Origin of the sequence: Campylobacter sp. LR291e (assembly GCF_008633915.1) — a bacterium.
Taxonomy (GTDB): domain Bacteria; phylum Campylobacterota; class Campylobacteria; order Campylobacterales; family Campylobacteraceae; genus Campylobacter_D.
Window position 1 is genome coordinate 21194 of record NZ_VJNV01000023.1, and the last position, 13490, is coordinate 34683.

Sequence of the window (13490 nt, forward strand, 5' to 3'; positions counted from 1 at the left end):
TTATTTTTTAGGTGTTTTATTTGCCATTTGATAAATAAAGGCAAAGACCTCTGCTACTGCCTTATACATATTTGGTGGAATTTCATCACCCAAATCAAGTTTACTAAGTATCTCAACCAAGTCCTCATCTTCTTTTATAGGCACTCCATGTTCTTTTGCAAGGGATATAATCTTAGCTGCACTTTCTCCTTTTCCACTAGCTAAAACCTTTGGGGCGTTATGTAATTCTTTTTGATAGCCAAGGGCAACTGCCTTTTTTATGGACTTTTGACTCATACCTTTTTATCCATTCCCATTTGTAAATCATAATTTCTTAAATTCTTTGTATCAAATTTTGACCTTATTATATCTCCTATAAAGAAATTTGAACTTAAAAGCCCAGCCTTGTTAATACTGCGTTTTAACTCGTGTGCATGTTCATAAATAGTTTTACGAAATTCCACATTTTCAGCCATTATATTAATATCAATATATTTTTCATTATTTAAACAAACCAGTACTTCAAGTTCGCCAAGGTGTGCAAATTCAAGCTTAATTTGTGCAAAAAATTTATCCTTCTTACCTCTTCTAAATACCACCTTAGAATCATTTAAATCCTCCCAAAAGAAAGGCAAATAAGTATTTATAGTATCATTTGCAAGAGATAAAAGTTGGTTATTTTCAATTTGTGCTAAAAGCCTATTTGAAGCATTATAAACTGCCTCATCGCCCTCATTTTTAGCTAAATTTGAAATTTGTAAAAGCGTGGATTTTACATCGTTTTTTATCTCATTTGCTATGTCTTGTTGGGTTTTAACCCCTATATTTGATAAATCTTTTAAAGAAATATTAAGCTTATTATTTAAAATTCTTAACTCGCTTAAATTTGTCTTGGCCGCCTGACTTTGTGGTTCAAGCTGCTTTAAACTTTCATTAATTCGCCTTGAAAGATTTGCTAAATCCTTGCTTAAATTTTCTACCTTGCTAAGTTCGCCAGCCTCCGTTTTAAAGGCTAAATTCTTTGCAACATGCGTTTTTACAATATCAACTCCTTTTAAGGCATTGTGCAAGGCCTGATTAACCTGGGCTGCTTGATTTTGCTTAGCTTGGGCTGAATTTATCGGAATTTGTGTGGTTTGTTGTGTATTTTGTTGATTTTGTGCTTGTTGATTTTGTGAATTTACTTGGGCGTTATTTTGAGTTTGGTTATTTTGATTTTGTATATTTGGCTGATTTTGCGTTGTTTGTTGATTTGGTTGGTTTTGTTGAGTTTGTACCCCTTGCGTATTTTGATTATTTTGTAAATTTGGGTTTTGATTATTTGTCTGTTGTGTTGTATTTTGATTAGCTTGATTTTGTTGTACTCCTTGGGAATTTGGTGGATTTTGTGCTCCTTGTTGACTTTGTGCCTGGGCGTTATTTTGAGTTGAGTTATTTTGATTTTGCAAATTTGGCTGATTTTGTGTTGTTTGTTGGGCTTGGTTTTGTTGATTTTGCGTATTTACTTGCTGATTTTGATTAGCTTGATTTTGTTGTACTCCTTGGGAATTTGGTGGATTTTGTGCTCCTTGTTGACTTTGTGCCTGGGCGTTATTTTGAGTTGGGTTATTTTGATTTTGCAAATTTGGCTGATTTTGTGTTGTTTGTTGGGCTTGATTTTGTACCCCTTGTGAATTTGGAGTTTGGTTTTGCGTATTTACTTGCTGATTTTGATTAGCTTGATTTTGTTGCATTTCTTGAGAATTTGCTTGGGCTGTTTGTTGATTTTGTGTTTGTTGATTTTGCGAATTTACTTGAGCGTTATTTTGATTTTGTATATTTGGCTGATTTTGCGTTGTTTGTTGGACTTGATTTTGTTGCACTCCTTGCAAATTTGGCTGGGTATTTTGATTATTTAAATTTGGTGTGTTTTGTGGATTTGTTGTATTTTGCAAGTTTTGCAAATTTGGATTTTGAGTTGTACCTTGCGTACTTTGAGTTTGAGAATTTTGCGTGTTATTTAGTATATTTTTTAATGTTGTTTCAAGACGCTCAAATCCTTGTGCTGCTTGATTTAAGCTATTTGTATTGTGCATTAAATTTAAATTTTCTGGCTTTGCAAGAGTAGCAAAAAAATCACTTTTTATAATGTTTAAGGTCTTTAAAATAAAGTTTGCTATTTGATTTACCTTGCCCTCGGCTCCCATAGGATTTTTATTTATATAATTTCTAAAATTTTCTAACTTAGAAGAAAGGTCTAAAAGAATCTTGTAATTACTAGCTTGTAATACTTGCTTATTTTCTACTTGATTATTATTTATGATATTTTGAAGTTCTTTAAGGCTATCTTTAGTGCTTAAATTTTGCGTTTCAAGCATCCAAATTTCAGATAAAATTTTCTCGCTACTTAGCGATTTTGCTGAATTTATAAGGCTATAAAAGCTTTTAGGAAGCATTTCTTCGTTTAATGCGTTTTTAAGCTTGGTTTCAAAAAATACCCCTGAATTTTTAAAAAGTGGGGCTAGATTGTTTGATTTTATTTCGCTGGCTGGTTTTAAAATTTCATTTATCTTATCTAAAAGTTTGCTAAATACATCACTTTTTGCAAGCTCACTACTTAAAAGTTTAAGCTCATTTGCAAAATTTGGGGCAAAATTTAAGGTATTTGCTTGTTTCATTATAGAGGTGTTATGGTCTTTGTTTGTTTGAATTTGGTTTAATAATTTATCTACTAATTCTTGTAATTTTTGATTGGTTTGAGTTGGGCTAAATTGTTCTTGTAAAAGATTTGTGGTGCTATTTATTAAGCTTTGTTTAAGAGTTTGTGATAAGGTACCCTTAGTATCAAGTAATTTTTCCCTAACCTCGCTTTTAATCTCGCCTTTGCTATCTGGTTTTGTAGCATTTGCAGCAACTTGAGAACTAATGGTGTTGGTATTAATCATACTTTTTCCTTATTTAAATGCACTTTTTACATAAAAAGCAAAGATGAAAACACACAAAATCAAAACTGAAATTCCACTTACAAAGCCTAAAACTGAAAGTAAATTATGGCGATGCAAGTATAAAAATCCAGCGACTAAAATCACATAAGCCAAAATTTTTAGCAAGGAAAAATACAAAGAAAAATATTGTATTTTTTGCTTAAAATTTGGCTTTAAATCGGCATTAAAGGCTTTAAAGTTAATAATTTCAGGTAAAATTTTATACTTTTTTAAAGTTATATTTAAGGGTGGATTTTCATAATTTAATTTACTAGCCCTTAATAAAATTTGTCTTTTATAGCTTAAAAAAGAAGTAATTATAATTAATAAAAAGCTAAAAATTCCTACTTCAAAGCTTAAAAAAACGGATAAATTTAAGCTATTAAAAAGCCAAAATACAATTAAGGATATTAAATTTAAGGTGCAAAAAATAACACAAAAGGCAAGTTTTTTTTGCATTTATTTTTTTTCTTTTAATTTTTTAGCTATCAATTCATCTCTTTCTTTAAATTCTTGATAGCTTTTAACCTGTCCTTGATAGGCTTTAAAGATATTTAAAAAGGCTGCTAATATGCCTATTATAACGCCTAGCCAAAAAAGCCAAGGATAGGGCGTATAGTTTTTTAATAAAAGCCCTATGCCCATGCCTAAAAAAATGGCTACAACAATGGAAATTCCAAGGCTTAATCCATCGGCTGCTTGTATGCTTTTTTGTACTATTTCTTGCCTTTTGTTATCGTATTTTTTCATTTTAGAGATTCTTAAAGCTTATAAAGGCACTATCAAGGGCTTTATCTATGATTTTTTCATTCATACAAGCACAAATAAAGCCTGTTTCAAATTGAGAAGGTGCTAGATAAATTCCATGTTTAAGCATATTTTTATGAAATTTAGCAAAAAGCTTAGTATCTGAACTTAGGGCATCTTGGTAATTTTGTACCCTTTTATCGGTGAAAAAATACCCAAACATAGACCCTACAAAGCAAGTTTGAAAAGGAACACCTTTTTCATTTGCTATTTTTTGTAAGCCCTTTGTAAGCCTTTTTGAAAGTTTTGCTAATTTTTCATAAAGATTTGGGGTATATTTTGCCTTTTTAACACTAACTAGACCTGCTGCCATGGCTAAGGGATTGCCACTTAGCGTACCTGCTTGATAAACTCCACCTTGAGGGCTTAAAAGTGTCATTATCTCATTTCTCGCTGCAAAGGCAGCAGCAGATAAACCTCCTCCTATTACCTTGCCAAAGGTTACTATATCAGCTTGTATATGATTTATGCCGTAACTTCCTAAAAAAGACGCTCTAAAGCCACTCATAACTTCATCAAAGATTAAAAGCGTTTCATTTTCTTTACAAATTTTAGTTAATTCTTGCAAAAATTCAATTTTGCCAGGTACTAAGCCCATATTACCAGCGATAGGTTCTATAATCACACAAGCTATATCTTTATGCTTATCAAAGCATTCTTTAACGCTATTTATATCATTATAAGTTGCTACTAGGGTATGTTTTGCAAAATCTTCTAAAACGCCTAAAGAACTAGGGGTATTAAAGGTAGCTGCACCACTTCCAGCACTTACTAATAAGCTATCACTATGTCCATGATAACAACCTTCAAATTTTAAAATTTTATCCCTTTTTGTAAATGCCCTAGCTAATCGAATAGCACTCATAGTAGCTTCTGTGCCACTATTTACAAAGCGAATTTTATCAAGATGAGGAAAGTCTTTTAAAACAAGCTTTGCTAAACTTGTTTCAAGCAAGGTAGGTGCTCCAAAGCTAGTACCTCTATTTAAGGCCTTTAAACACGCATTGTTAATATCCTTATCACAATGTCCAAAAAGTAAGGGTCCCCAGCTTTGCACAAAATCTACATAGGTATTTCCTTCAATATCCTTTATGAAAGCCCCTTTTCCACTATGTATAAATGGTGGATTAGAATTTACGCTTTTAAAGGCACGAACTGGCGAATTTACGCCACCTGCTATATATTTACACGCCTTTTCAAAGGCCTTTTTATTTTTCATTTTTTTGCTCCTTATCTTGGTTTATATAATTATACAAGGCAATTATCTCATTATCAGTTAATGAATAATTTGGCATAATGGATTTTACGCTTTTAATTTGCATTAAAGATTTTTTAAAGTCTTCAAAATTTAGCCCCTGTATGCTTGGTATAAGATATGGCGTTTTAATGCCTTTATTTGTGTAATAGGCTAAAATTTTACCCTCCCCTCTTTCTCCGTGGCAGTTTTTGCAACCTATACCTCTTGGATTTTCATAAAGCATTTTAGCGTATTCTTTCATAGTTATAAAATCTTCTGCAAAAAGACAAGATATTACAAAAGATATGATTAATAAAAATTTCAAAATTTCACCTTGTTAATATAGTTTTAGTATGATACAATTTTTACTTTAAAAAAGTGATTAAAAAAAGGAAAATTAATGACTCTACTTGATGGTAAAACCTTAAGCACTAAGATAAAAGAAGATTTAAAAATTCAAAGCAAGGCTTGTAAAGAAAAGGGCGTTGAGCCATGTTTGGCTGTGATTTTAGTAGGCAATGATAGTGCTAGTCATACCTATGTAAATGCAAAGGCTAAGGCATGTGAGTTTTGTGATATAAAGTCCTTAGTTTATAAACTTGATGAAAAGACAACTCAAAGAGAGCTTTTAGCCTTAATTAACACTTTAAATTATGATGATAGCGTTCATGGAATTTTAGTACAACTACCACTTCCTAGCCATATAAATAAGAATTTAATACTTGAAAGCATAGCTAGTTCAAAGGATGTAGATGGCTTTCATCCTATAAATGTTGGTTATTTAAATTTAGGAATTGAAAGTGGATTTTTGCCTTGTACCCCTCTTGGTGTAATGAAGCTTTTAAAGGCTTATGATATAAGCTTAGAAGGAAAAGATGTAGTAGTAGTAGGTGCTTCAAATATAGTAGGTCGCCCTATGGCAACACTGCTTTTAAATGCAAATGCAAGTGTTAGTATTTGTCATATTAAAACAAGGGATTTAAGTCTTTATACAAAGAATGCTGATATTATCATTATGGCTGCAGGTTGTCCAAAGTTATTAAAAGAAGATATGATAAAAGATGGAGTTGTTATAGTTGATGTGGGTATTAATAGGGTTAATGATAAATTAATAGGAGATGTGGATTTTGAAAATGTTAGTAAAAAGGCAAGTTTTATTAGTCCTGTGCCTGGTGGAGTAGGTCCCATGACTATAGCAATGCTTTTAGAAAATACTATAAAATCTGCTAAAAATATAGCCTTTAATGAGGTTGGTTTAAAATGAGCCGTTTAAAAAAACTTTATAATTTTTCAAATTCTTGGACAGGTACTATCATAATAGTCTTACTTGTCATTTTTTTCTTTATACAAGCTTTTGTTATTCCTAGTGGTTCTATGAAAAATACCTTGTTAGTTAAAGATTTTTTATTTGTAAAAAAATTTAGTTATGGCATAGTTACCCCTCATATTCCTTGGTTTGAATTTCCTTTATTGCCTGATTTTTTTAATAACGGACACTTAATCGAAGGACCTAGACCACAAAGAGGTGATATGGTAGTATTTAGAAATCCTCAAGATAAATCAATTCATTTTGTAAAAAGATGCGTTGGCGTTGGTGGGGATAGAATTATTTATGCTGATAAAACCTTATATGTTAGAATGAGTGAGGGCGATTCTTACATGAAAGAACATTATCCAGGGGATTTAGTTAGCTTAAAGAATGAGCTTTTTGTAAAAGAACCATTTAAGCAAAAAGGCATTAATTATGATGATAGGGTGGATATTGATGATATTATTTTTAAATTTATAAATGTTGGTGCCTTTGCTATGAAAGCAGTTGATATCGAAGGTCTTAATAGGGCTTATGAATTTGAAGTGCCAAATGATGAATATTTTATGATGGGTGATAATAGAGATCATTCTAATGATAGTCGTTTTTGGGGTGCTGTGCCTTATAGCTTAATAGTTGGCAAGCCTTGGTTTGTGTATTTATCTTTGGATGATGATTTTAGTGTTCGTTGGGATAGGATAGGTCGTTTTGTTGACACTCTTGAAAATAATGAAAAATACATAAAAGAACAAATTCAAAATGAAAAGGATTTTAGTTAACGCCACAAAGGGCGTTAATTTATTTTGTTAAAGGTATCAATAAGCCTTCATATAAGCTTTGATATACATTTTCATTTGTGAAAATTTTAGCAAGTTCTAGTCCAAAAAGAATAGCCACACCAGGTCCTGCTGCAGTTATAACATTGCCATTCTTAACCACTGCTTTATTAATCCTAGTTCCTTGTAAACCTGCCTCGCAACTTGGATAACAAGTAAATTCTCCACTTAAAACACCGGCTTTATTTAATACAATAGGTGCAGCACAAATTGCAGCTACGATTTTATTATCACTATGAAGTTTTTTAATAAGGCTTAAAATTTCTTTATCAGCCTTTAAATTTTGCATACCCTCAAAGCCACCAGGCAAAACAATACCAGCAAGCTCGTCCTTATTTACAGCATTAAGCGACATATCAGCCTTTATATAAACGTCATTTGCCCCCTTAACTAAAAGTTCGTTATTTAAGGCTACGCTAAATACTTGCAAATTTTTATCTAACTCACTAGCCCTTCTTAACACATCTATAATGCCGATAAATTCAGCCTCTTCAAAGCCTTGTGCTAAAGCAACCATAACTTTTTTCATTTTTTTCTCCTTTAAAATTTGATATCTTTTTTCTCTTTCCTTTGTCCTTTGTCTCATTTGTTCATTAAAACCAAGTATTAAAAATACTAAAAAAGAGACAAAAAACACTATAAAAATAAATTCTAAAATTTGCATTTTTTACCTTTTAAACTTAAAAATTATAGGCAAAAAAAGTTAAATTTTAAAGAAAATGCAAAGTTTTTTATATAAAATTGTTACTTATTAATTGTTTAGGATAAGTTTTGCAAGAAAAAAATTTAAAGCTTTTTATATTCTTTGCTACTATTATTTTATGGGGTTATTTTTCCTTTCCTTATGAGCTTTTGCAAGTTCAAAAAGATTCTGTTATAGTTTATGAGTTTACTCCAAATGCTAAAATTTACTTACAAAGTTATGTAAGGACCTTGATTTTAACCCTTGGAGCAGTTCTTATAGGCTTGATTGTTGGTTTTTTACTAGCTATTTTAAAAACACTTCGTTTGAAGCTTTTAAATGTGATAATTGATGAGTATATAGATATTATAAGGGGTACTCCTGTAGTTTTACAATTAATGATTTTTGCCTATGTGATTTTTGTCTTTTTAGATAATTTATTGGTTGGGATTATAGCACTTGGCTTAAATGCATCAGCTTATATTGCAGAAGTTATTAGAAGTGGCATAAATAGCGTTGATAAAGGACAAATGGAAGCAGCTAGGGCCATGGGGCTTAATTATAATCAAGCAATGCGTTTAATAATACTACCACAAGCCTTTAAAAACATACTTCCAGCCCTTACGAGCGAGATTATCTTAGTTTTTAAGGATACTTCTGTGGTGGGCTTTATTAGCATTATTGATATAACCATGCAAAGTAAAAGCTTGCAAGCCATTCTTTATAATCCAAAACCTATAATTTTTACAGGGCTTATTTATTATATTAGCGTTAAAATTTTTAGTTTTTTAATGAGAAAGGTAGAATTAAGGCTTAAAAAAGATGATTGAAATTTCAAATTTATATAAAAATTATGGTGATTTAGTAGTTTTAAATGATATTTCAGTAAATATCAAAAAAGGGGATATAATAGCCATTATAGGACCAAGTGGAGGAGGCAAAAGCACATTTTTAAGGTGTATAAATTTATTAGAAAGACCAGATAATGGCAAGATTATTATAAATAATAAAAACATACTTGATAAAGACAATAATGTTAATCATTTAAGGCAAAAAATTTCCATGGTTTTTCAACATTTTAATCTCTTTGCAAATAAAAATGTCTTAGAAAATTTATGCCTAGCTCCAGTCACAACGGGTATTTTAAGCAAAGAAAGGGCTATTAATAAGGCAAGAATTTTATTAAAAAAAGTAGGCTTAGTTGATAAAGAAAACACTATGCCTTATAAATTATCAGGGGGACAAAAACAAAGGATTGCAATTGCAAGGGCTTTGATGATGAGCCCTGAGGTGATTTTATTTGACGAGCCTACTTCTGCACTTGACCCTGAAATGATAGGAGAGGTATTAAGCATAATCAAAGAACTTAAAAAAGAAAATTTAACCATGCTTTTAGTAACGCATGAAATGGGCTTTGCTAAAAATGTTGCAAATCGTGTATTTTTCATGGATAAGGGTAAAATTATGGTAGATGAAAGTCCAAAAGAATTATTTGAAAATCCACAAAATACTCGCTTGAAAGAATTTTTAAATAAGGTTTTAAATCATTAAATTTTTTTAAGCCTTGCTATAAAAAAGCCATCACAATACTCATTAGGCAAAATTCTTTTTGTCTTGTGAAGTTCCTTAATATCACTAATGCCATTTTTTGCCTTTATGTTTTCTAAATCTAAATCTAGTATTAAAAGCTTAAATTCACTATTTAAGGCATTTTCAATTACTTCTTCATTTTCTTCTTTTAAAAAAGTACAGGTACTATAAACCAACTCACCTCCTATTTTAAGAGCATTTAAGGCAGAATGTAAAAGCTTTTTTTGAGTTAGACTTAAATTTTTAATCTCTTTTTTATTTATATTTTTAAATCCTGTTTTTGCCATGGTAGAACAAGGGGCGTCAACTAAGATTTTATCAAATTTTAAAGGACAAAGTTTACCTATATTAATGCTATTTTTTAAAAAACATTTTGCGTTAATATTGTATTTTTTAATCGTTTCTTTTAGGGTAAAAAAACGTTCTTTATTTTTTTCAACACAGGCTAAATAACCTTGATTTTGCATAAAATTTGCTAAATTTACACTCTTTCCACCAGGGGCTGCACATAAATCAAGCACACTTTCACCACTTTTTACATTTAAATTTTTAGCACATAAATAAGAGGCAAAATTTTGTATATAAAAATACCCCTTATTAAATTCATCCATTTTACTTAAAATAATTTTATCATTAGGCTTAAATACATAGCAAAAATTATTTATTTTTTGAAATTTTAAATTTAATTTTAAAAAGGCATTTTCTAACAAATTTGAAGTAGTTTTTAATAAATTTATAAAAATGCAAACGTTTTTTTCATTTTTAAAAGATTGCTCGATTATATCAAATTCATCTTTATTATAAAGTGATTCCAAGATAATCCCTTAATAAAACAAGGGCGGCTAAGCTATCAAGCTTACCATCCTTTTTTTTGCTTTTAAATTGCTTTAAAGTTAAAGCCTCTTTGCTTGTAAAACTCTCATCCTTAAAGATAATTTGACCATTAAATTCAAGTAAGCTTACAAAATGCTTGATACGCAAAGTCATTTCTTTTTCGCTATTCCCACCCTTTGGAAAACCAATTAAAAGCGTAGAAATTTCATATTCTTTTATGATATTTTTTATCTCACTTGCTGCTTGTTTTCTATTTTTTCTAATAATGGCAGTTAAAGGAGTGGCAATGTTATTAACCCCAAGTGCTAAGCCTATACGTTTTAAGCCAATATCTAAGCTTAGAATTTTCAATTTATCACCCTTATAAAAACCCCATCTATTTGAATTTTGCCTTCAAGTTCATACTCATAAACCCTTTGTCCAAATTTTGCTAAAGCTTGTTCAAGGCTTACTCCTTTTTTGCAAAATTCTAAAAGTTCGTCCGTGTTTTTATTTTCTACTTTTCCAAACTTAGATGCAAAATCCGTAAAATCAGCGATTAAACTGGCTTTATTTTCACTTAATAAAGCATTTGTACCCTTACTTTCATAAATTCGTTGAGGTAGCACAAATAATGGTTTATTTATCCTTATAGCCATTCTTGCACTTTGCATAGAGCCACTAATTAAATCAGCCTGTGCTATGATTATCATTTGAGAAAGTGCTATTATAAGGCGGTTTCTTAGTAAAAAATCATAAGGCTTTGGGGTGTAATTATCATAATTTTCACTAAGGGCTAGGCCTTTTTCATAAATTTCTTTTATAATGTATTCATTATTTTTTGGATAAATTTTATTAAGTCCATTTGCAAAAATGCCTATAGTATTCGGCATAGCAGCCTTACTAGCTATTATATCAACCCCAAGGGCCCCTCCACTTACCACGCAAACGCCCACATTTTTTAATAAACTTGCAAGTTCTAAAACACAATTTTTAGTATAAACACTCATTTTTCTAGAACCTATTATCGCAACCTTTGGCATATTTAAAAGGCTTAAATTTCCCTTGTAAAAAAGTTCTTTTGGAGGATTTTCTAAATTATTAAAAAGTTTTAAATAAGACTTATCAAGTTTTAAACTACTCATAAATTTCACTTAAATACACAAGTTTAATGCTATTTAAAAGTTTTTTGCTTTCTTTTAAGGCCAAGATTGTATTTTTTTTAGGGTGTGCTATGGCGATTGCAAAGCCATTTTTCTTAGCTAACATAACTGCTTCTTTAATCTGCTTTTTAATCACTGCTATATCGTTTATATCATCTAAAAAAACGTCTCTTTGAATATAACCATGACCCATTTGCTTAGCTATCTTTTCTACCTTAGAATTTGGAGTAGTAAGTGAGTCTACAAAACGCAAATTATGCTTATCAAGTGCCCTATAAAGCTTTTTCATCGCCTTTTCATCGCTAGTAAATAGGCTACCTGTATGATTATTTATAAACTTAACCCCCTTAAAATTCTTTTTTATATCAGCAATTTTTTTATTTATTCTATCTTGACTATCATTTGGGTGCAAGGTATCAAGCTTACTTTCATAATTTATAGCAGCTAAGGGCAAGTGAACCATATAAAATTTTAAATTCTTTGTTAGCTTGTGAGTATCCTTATAAAAATTATCACTTGGAAAAATAGAGGGCGTAAATTTTAAATTTAGCTTTTTAAATTCGTTGATTTGGTCTATATTTGAAATATCATCTATGATTAATACTAATTTTGGATTTTTTTTATCAATCTTAGCATTTTTGTGTTTTATGTCTTTTTGAATTTCTTCTTCAATCTTTTCATCAATTTTAATCTCTTCTACAACTTGACTTAAATTTTCATCATTATTTTCTAAGCTTATATTATTTTCTTGTATGCTTAAATTTTCATCCATTATAACTTGTTCTAATATTGAAATTTTAGAACTTTGATTAATATCTATAAAAAAATCTTGCTTATAAGTTTTATTTAAATCTAAATTTTGGTTTTTATTTTCTAAGCTTAAAGAACTTTGCGTAGTGTTTATATCTTTTAAGACTTGCTGTTTTTGATATTTAATCAATATAGCAAGGCTTAGGGCTACGCAAAGTAAAAATAAAATAGCGATTATTAATAATCGCTGAATTTTAATTAAGGTACTTTTTGACAAGTTTAATTCTTGTCTTTATCTACAAGTTTTTTAGCACTTATCCAAGGCATCATAGAACGAAGCGAACGACCTGTTTTTTCAATCAAAGAATCGTTCATATTTTTTCTTTCAGCATGCATTCTAGCAAAACCAGCCCTTCTTTCAAGTATAAAATCCTTTGCAAAAACTCCATTTTGAATGTCTTTTAAAATACCTCTCATAGCCTTTTTTGTTTCGCAAGTTATGATTTTTGGACCTGTTATATAATCGCCATACTCAGCTGTGTTTGATATAGAATAACGCATATCAGCAATTCCACCTTGATAGATTAAATCCACGATTAACTTCATCTCATGCAAACATTCAAAATACGCCATTTCAGGTTCATAACCAGCCTCAACTAAGGTTTCAAAACCAGCTTGTATTAAGGCAGTTAAACCTCCACAAAGCACGGCTTGTTCGCCAAATAAGTCAGTTTCAGTTTCTGCTTTAAAAGTAGTTTCTATAATGCCAGTTCTACCACCACCTATAGCACTTGCATAGCTTAGGGCTATATTTTTTGCATTTTTGCTTTCATCATGTGCAACTGCGATTAAACAAGGAGTACCTCCTCCTATGCTAAATTCATTACGCACGGTGTGACCAGGTGCTTTTGGAGCTATCATTATAACATCAACTCCAGTTGGGGCTACTATTTGTCCATAATGTATATTAAAGCCATGTGCGAAGGCTATAGCCTTACCACTACTTAAATTTGGCTTAATTTCGCTATTAAAGATATCAGCTTGTAATTCATCAGGTGCTAAAATCATAATCACATCGCAAATTTTTGTAGCCTCGCTAACGCTTTTTACTTCAAAACCAGCATTAACAGCCTTATCCCAGCTTTTACTACCTTGTCTAAGACCTACCACTACACCTACCCCACTATCTCTTAAATTCATAGCATGGGCGTGACCTTGAGAACCAAAGCCAATTATTGCTACCTTTTTAGATTTAATCAAACTTAAATCACAATCTTTGTCATAATAAACCACAACAGCCATTCTTTTTTCTCCTTTTAATGTAAAAAGTAAAATTATATCAAAATAATCCCACAAAATAG

Annotated in this window: 16 protein-coding genes; 4 read left to right on the plus strand and 12 right to left on the minus strand. The window is 30.6% G+C overall.

The window, feature by feature from the left end:
* From FMM58_RS04670 to FMM58_RS04695, 6 genes are read right to left on the minus strand one after another with little or no spacing between them, the layout of a single operon-like run.
* On the minus strand, positions 1 to 276 hold the full coding sequence (locus FMM58_RS04670; RefSeq protein WP_150140367.1) for a FlhB-like flagellar biosynthesis protein: 276 nt from the start codon (positions 274 to 276) through the stop codon (positions 1 to 3).
* Positions 273 to 2903: a flagellar hook-length control protein FliK gene (locus FMM58_RS04675; protein WP_150140370.1), complete on the minus strand. Its 2631-nt coding sequence runs from the start codon at positions 2901 to 2903 to the stop codon at positions 273 to 275. The genes FMM58_RS04670 and FMM58_RS04675 overlap by 4 nt, the downstream gene beginning before the upstream one ends.
* Positions 2904 to 2912: 9 nt before the next feature.
* A complete protein-coding gene (locus FMM58_RS04680) occupies positions 2913 to 3401 on the minus strand; it encodes a hypothetical protein (protein WP_150151746.1) in 489 nt (162 codons plus the stop codon).
* The gene (locus tag FMM58_RS04685; protein WP_150151749.1) at positions 3402 to 3692 is read right to left on the minus strand and encodes an AtpZ/AtpI family protein; all 291 of its coding nucleotides are present in this window, start codon (positions 3690 to 3692) and stop codon (positions 3402 to 3404) included.
* Position 3693: 1 nt separating this feature from the next.
* Positions 3694 to 4968 (minus strand): glutamate-1-semialdehyde 2,1-aminomutase, encoded by a 1275-nt coding sequence (hemL, locus tag FMM58_RS04690; protein WP_150151752.1) that lies wholly within the window; start codon positions 4966 to 4968, stop codon positions 3694 to 3696.
* Positions 4958 to 5311, minus strand: a complete 354-nt coding sequence (locus FMM58_RS04695) for a c-type cytochrome (RefSeq protein WP_150140378.1) — start codon at positions 5309 to 5311, stop codon at positions 4958 to 4960. The genes hemL and FMM58_RS04695 overlap by 11 nt, the downstream gene beginning before the upstream one ends.
* A gap of 75 nt (positions 5312 to 5386) precedes the next feature.
* Between FMM58_RS04695 and folD the strand changes: the two genes are divergently transcribed.
* Both folD and lepB read left to right on the plus strand, forming a co-directional pair.
* Entirely contained in the window at positions 5387 to 6250 is an 864-nt protein-coding gene (gene folD, locus FMM58_RS04700) for a bifunctional methylenetetrahydrofolate dehydrogenase/methenyltetrahydrofolate cyclohydrolase FolD (RefSeq protein WP_150140380.1), read from the plus strand.
* Entirely contained in the window at positions 6247 to 7074 is an 828-nt protein-coding gene (gene lepB, locus FMM58_RS04705; protein WP_150140382.1) for a signal peptidase I, read from the plus strand. The genes folD and lepB overlap by 4 nt, the downstream gene beginning before the upstream one ends.
* A 19-nt stretch (positions 7075 to 7093) precedes the next feature.
* Here the strand turns inward: lepB and FMM58_RS04710 are convergent, their stop codons facing one another.
* Positions 7094 to 7660: a DJ-1 family glyoxalase III gene (locus FMM58_RS04710; protein ID WP_150180476.1), complete on the minus strand. Its 567-nt coding sequence runs from the start codon at positions 7658 to 7660 to the stop codon at positions 7094 to 7096.
* 242 nt (positions 7661 to 7902) lie between these two features.
* Between FMM58_RS04710 and FMM58_RS04715 the strand changes: the two genes are divergently transcribed.
* Complete coding sequence (locus tag FMM58_RS04715) at positions 7903 to 8643, plus strand: amino acid ABC transporter permease (RefSeq protein ID WP_150140384.1); 741 nt, start codon at positions 7903 to 7905, stop codon at positions 8641 to 8643.
* Complete coding sequence (locus FMM58_RS04720) at positions 8636 to 9364, plus strand: amino acid ABC transporter ATP-binding protein (RefSeq protein WP_150140385.1); 729 nt, start codon at positions 8636 to 8638, stop codon at positions 9362 to 9364. The genes FMM58_RS04715 and FMM58_RS04720 overlap by 8 nt, the downstream gene beginning before the upstream one ends.
* On the opposite strand, the gene FMM58_RS04725 is transcribed toward FMM58_RS04720, so the two are convergent.
* Genes FMM58_RS04725 through ilvC form a run of 5 tightly spaced genes read right to left on the minus strand, consistent with a single transcriptional unit; the run spans position 9361 to position 13431 of the window.
* Positions 9361 to 10224 (minus strand): RsmB/NOP family class I SAM-dependent RNA methyltransferase, encoded by an 864-nt coding sequence (locus FMM58_RS04725; protein WP_150180450.1) that lies wholly within the window; start codon positions 10222 to 10224, stop codon positions 9361 to 9363. The genes FMM58_RS04720 and FMM58_RS04725 overlap by 4 nt on opposite strands.
* A complete protein-coding gene (gene ruvX, locus FMM58_RS04730) occupies positions 10202 to 10588 on the minus strand; it encodes a Holliday junction resolvase RuvX (RefSeq protein ID WP_150140389.1) in 387 nt (128 codons plus the stop codon). The genes FMM58_RS04725 and ruvX overlap by 23 nt, the downstream gene beginning before the upstream one ends.
* Positions 10585 to 11361 carry a DNA-processing protein DprA gene (locus tag FMM58_RS04735; protein ID WP_150180451.1) on the minus strand — a complete coding sequence of 259 codons (777 nt, stop codon included), beginning with the start codon at positions 11359 to 11361 and terminating at the stop codon, positions 10585 to 10587. Before FMM58_RS04735 ends, ruvX begins: the two co-directional genes overlap by 4 nt.
* Positions 11354 to 12406: a divergent polysaccharide deacetylase family protein gene (locus FMM58_RS04740; protein ID WP_150140393.1), complete on the minus strand. Its 1053-nt coding sequence runs from the start codon at positions 12404 to 12406 to the stop codon at positions 11354 to 11356. The genes FMM58_RS04735 and FMM58_RS04740 overlap by 8 nt, the downstream gene beginning before the upstream one ends.
* A 2-nt stretch (positions 12407 to 12408) precedes the next feature.
* The gene (gene ilvC / locus FMM58_RS04745) at positions 12409 to 13431 is read right to left on the minus strand and encodes a ketol-acid reductoisomerase (protein ID WP_150151755.1); all 1023 of its coding nucleotides are present in this window, start codon (positions 13429 to 13431) and stop codon (positions 12409 to 12411) included.
* Between the last annotated feature and the right edge of the window lie 59 nt (positions 13432 to 13490).

Coding starts and splice junctions, on each gene's coding strand:
- FMM58_RS04670 (WP_150140367.1), bottom strand. CDS start 276: ATGAGTCAAAAGTCCATAAAAAAGGCAGTTGCCCTTGGCTATCAAAAA.
- FMM58_RS04675 (WP_150140370.1), bottom strand. CDS start 2,903: ATGATTAATACCAACACCATTAGTTCTCAAGTTGCTGCAAATGCTACA.
- FMM58_RS04680 (WP_150151746.1), bottom strand. CDS start 3,401: ATGCAAAAAAAACTTGCCTTTTGTGTTATTTTTTGCACCTTAAATTTA.
- FMM58_RS04685 (WP_150151749.1), bottom strand. CDS start 3,692: ATGAAAAAATACGATAACAAAAGGCAAGAAATAGTACAAAAAAGCATA.
- hemL (WP_150151752.1), bottom strand. CDS start 4,968: ATGAAAAATAAAAAGGCCTTTGAAAAGGCGTGTAAATATATAGCAGGT.
- folD (WP_150140380.1), top strand. CDS start 5,387: ATGACTCTACTTGATGGTAAAACCTTAAGCACTAAGATAAAAGAAGAT.
- lepB (WP_150140382.1), top strand. CDS start 6,247: ATGAGCCGTTTAAAAAAACTTTATAATTTTTCAAATTCTTGGACAGGT.
- FMM58_RS04710 (WP_150180476.1), bottom strand. CDS start 7,660: ATGAAAAAAGTTATGGTTGCTTTAGCACAAGGCTTTGAAGAGGCTGAA.
- FMM58_RS04720 (WP_150140385.1), top strand. CDS start 8,636: ATGATTGAAATTTCAAATTTATATAAAAATTATGGTGATTTAGTAGTT.
- FMM58_RS04735 (WP_150180451.1), bottom strand. CDS start 11,361: ATGAGTAGTTTAAAACTTGATAAGTCTTATTTAAAACTTTTTAATAAT.
- ilvC (WP_150151755.1), bottom strand. CDS start 13,431: ATGGCTGTTGTGGTTTATTATGACAAAGATTGTGATTTAAGTTTGATT.